Origin of the sequence: Streptomyces litmocidini (assembly GCF_014649755.1) — a bacterium.
GTDB lineage: Bacteria > Actinomycetota > Actinomycetes > Streptomycetales > Streptomycetaceae > Streptomyces > Streptomyces litmocidini.
Genome location: NZ_BMTQ01000050.1, coordinates 1 through 2896, shown reverse-complemented (window position 1 = coordinate 2896; position 2896 = coordinate 1). Strand labels below are relative to the sequence as shown.

General features: G+C 73.0%; 4 protein-coding genes. 2 read left to right on the top strand and 2 right to left on the bottom strand.

Annotated features, from left to right (window positions below; all coding sequences use genetic code 11):
* Window positions 1-444: 444 nt before the first annotated feature.
* Window positions 445-1131, bottom strand: a complete 687-nt coding sequence (locus IE180_RS35770) for a YqjF family protein (RefSeq protein ID WP_229861262.1) — start codon at window positions 1129-1131, stop codon at window positions 445-447.
* Window positions 1132-1229: 98 nt separating this feature from the next.
* Window positions 1230-1403 (bottom strand): hypothetical protein, encoded by a 174-nt coding sequence (locus IE180_RS35765; RefSeq protein WP_190161106.1) that lies wholly within the window; start codon window positions 1401-1403, stop codon window positions 1230-1232.
* A gap of 409 nt (window positions 1404-1812) precedes the next feature.
* Between IE180_RS35765 and IE180_RS35760 the strand changes: the two genes are divergently transcribed.
* Complete coding sequence (locus IE180_RS35760) at window positions 1813-1992, top strand: DUF6480 family protein (protein ID WP_190161105.1); 180 nt, start codon at window positions 1813-1815, stop codon at window positions 1990-1992.
* A gap of 503 nt (window positions 1993-2495) precedes the next feature.
* The coding region (locus tag IE180_RS35755; RefSeq protein WP_190161104.1) for a fasciclin domain-containing protein at window positions 2496-2896 on the top strand (401 nt) is incomplete at its 3' end.

Sequence of the window (2896 nt, the reverse complement as noted above, 5' to 3'; positions counted from 1 at the left end):
ACGATCCCGAACACCAGGGGGGCGAGGGCGTCGTAGAGGGCGGAGAACGCCTGTTTGTCACCACGGGCGACCTTCTGCATGACGTCCGTGAGGTCGCCGCGGGAGTGGTCGCCGGAGCGGCCGGCGACGAAGGGGAGCGGTCGGTTCACCTGTGCTGCTCCAGCTGTGGCGAGAAGGCGAAGCGGTGGCCCGGGGCGGCCGTCGGGGGGCGGGGTGTCCATCGCATGCCGGTCCTTGCCGTCGTCTGTTCGGGGCCGGTCCGCCCCAGGGCGGTCCGGTGGTGAAAATCTGTGTGTCTCGTCGGTTCTTCGTAGCGGGCGGGCCTGCGGATGGGAGGTCCCTTCGTCTTCCCCTCCCTTTCGTGGCCGTGTGCCCACGCGTGGGGGAGCGAAGGGGGCGGGCCCGCCCGGTCGGCCTCGTGGGGCAGGACGACCGCCCGCGAACTCAGCGGACGGGCAGGCGGGAGCCGAAGCGCACGTGCAGGCCGGAGGAGTACAGGATGCTCACGGGCTGCGAGGACGTGGCGATCGGCAGACCGGTGGCGGCCGCGACGAGTTCGTCGTCGAGCGAGAGCAGCGCGGCCTCACGGAAACGCCAGGCGTCGTGCCACAGGGGCCAGTAGTAGGTGCCCTCCCGGGTCCGCGCGTGCAGCCCCCACCGGGAGGTCAGGAAGTCGCCCAACGCATCGGGGCTCGTCCGTTCCCCGCCCAGGTCGGCCCAGACACGTGAGCGCGGCCCGCCCGAACACCTGCGGCGCACCGTGTACAGGATGCGGTCGTCGAAGCGGAGTCCGCGTGCGGCCGCCCAGTGGTAGGGCAGCCGGTAGGCGGCTCGCGCGGCGACCACCGGGAGCAGGCGCGCGCAGTCGAGGCTGAGGAACACGACACCTCTGCGACCGTGGTCGTCGACGCTGTAGAGCCGCACGTTGATCTCGGGGAACCGCCTGACGCCCGGAAGCGCGGGTCCTCGGGCGAGGGAGAGGTTCCGCATCTCGAAGAAGACGAGTCCGACGAAGGTGCGTCCGTCGAACGTGTCGGGGCGCGTGCCCTGCGGGAAGAAGCCCGCCACGGCGTCGGGGGGAACGGCCCAGTGGACGAAGAGCAGGTCGTCCCAGTCCTGCCGGAAGGACACGCTCGGGAGGGGACGGGGCGGCGTCCGGGACACCTGTTCCGGCCCGGCCGCCGACGGCGCGGCGCGGTCCCCCGGCGTACGGTCCGGGAGCCCGGACATCAGCGGGTCTCCAGAGGCCCGTACGCGCCGAGGGCGCCGAAGACGGCATGCCGAGGGGTCTCGGCGATGCAGCAGCCGGAGGACCCGCGCGCGAGGCGGTGGCCTTCCCGGCCGCGCCGGGCGGAGACGACCGGTCGCCGGGCAGGGTTCTCGGGGGTCCGGGTACTGCGCACAGGACGCTCCTCGTCAGCCGGGTCTCGTTCTGGTCCACCGTCTGACAGTCGAAGGGCGGTTACAAGTCGCATCGATCGTGCATCGGATAAGGGACGGGCGTGTCCTCCTCGGCGCGTCGTCCGGGGCCCCTCGGGGACGTGACCGCAAGGCGCGAGGTCGTCGTTCCGACGGGGGCGCCACCCGGTCGGCCGACCGGGGCGGGAGCGGCACGCCCATCGGCTTCCCGCAGGTCGGCGGCCCTGCTGATCGAGGGCCTCGGGGCGGCTTCCGGCGCGGGCGACTCCGTGGAAGCCCCGTCTTTCGCGCCACCGACCGATGCACAATCGACGCGTCTCGCGGCGACGGTGACGGCGAGAGACGGTGGAGACCCGGCGGCGTCGGGCCGTCGCACACATCCAGGGAGCGATCATGAGCGTGCCGTTCGTACCTCCTGAGGAAACCCCGCCCGTGGAGGGCTCCACCTCCTCGGCCCACCCCGAACGCGCTGACGGTGGCATGTGGGACCACCCGATGATCTGGGTCTCCCTCATCCTCATCGGCGCCGTCCTCGGCGGACTCTTCTTCCTGTTCCGGATCTTCGGCTTCTGACCCGGCCGTCGAGCGACGACGCCGGAACCGGAGGGCTCGTCGGGGGCGGATCCCGACCGCCGTGGTCCTGGTCCGCGCCACCCTCCGGGCCATCCGGTCCGGGCCCCGGCGTCGGACCTTCTCCGCCCACCGCGGCAGACCGGCCGGCACCTCCGCGAGCAGGTGCCGCGGAGCCCCTCCGGCCGCACGCGGACTCGCGGGCCGGCCGGCGGAGCCGGATCAGGAGCCGTCGCGCCGGAGGCGGTCCGCCCCGGCAGGCGTCCGGACGAGCCCGGGAAGCCTGCGCGGACGAAGCGCGTCGCCACTCGTTCGAGTGAAGGGCCCATCCGCCGGGCGGGCGGCGCCGAATGAGGAGACGTGAACGCTTTCCGACGCCTGGAGGCCCCTCGGCCCTCAGGGCGGCCCGTCACCTCCTGCGGCGAGTCCGGCGACCGGACCTTTCGCGGGGACGTCGACCCGGATTCCCGCAGGACCGAGCACAGAACCCCCGAGGAGCAACTGACATGAACTCTCTGCGCATGCGTCGCACCGCTCTCGCCGTCGCCGCCGCGACCCTGCTTCCCTTCTCCCTGGCCGCGTGCTCCGACTCCGGCGGCGACACCAAGGCCGCCCCCACCGCGGCCGCCGGGGACGAGGCGAAGACGCGGACGAGTACGCCCTCCGAGGCGCCGATGACCGGCGACCAGCCCTTCGGCCCGGCCTGTGCCGGGGTGCCGAAGGAGGGCGCGGGCTCCTTCGACGGCATGGCCAAGGACCCGGTCGCCACCGCCGCGTCCCACAACCCGGCCCTGTCCACCCTGGTCACCGCCGTGAAGAAGGCCGGCCTGGTCGACACCCTCAACAATGCCGAGAACATCACGGTCTTCGCGCCGACGAACGACGCCTTCGCCAAGATCCCGAAGGC

Coding starts and splice junctions, on each gene's coding strand:
- IE180_RS35760 (WP_190161105.1), top strand. CDS start 1,813: ATGAGCGTGCCGTTCGTACCTCCTGAGGAAACCCCGCCCGTGGAGGGC.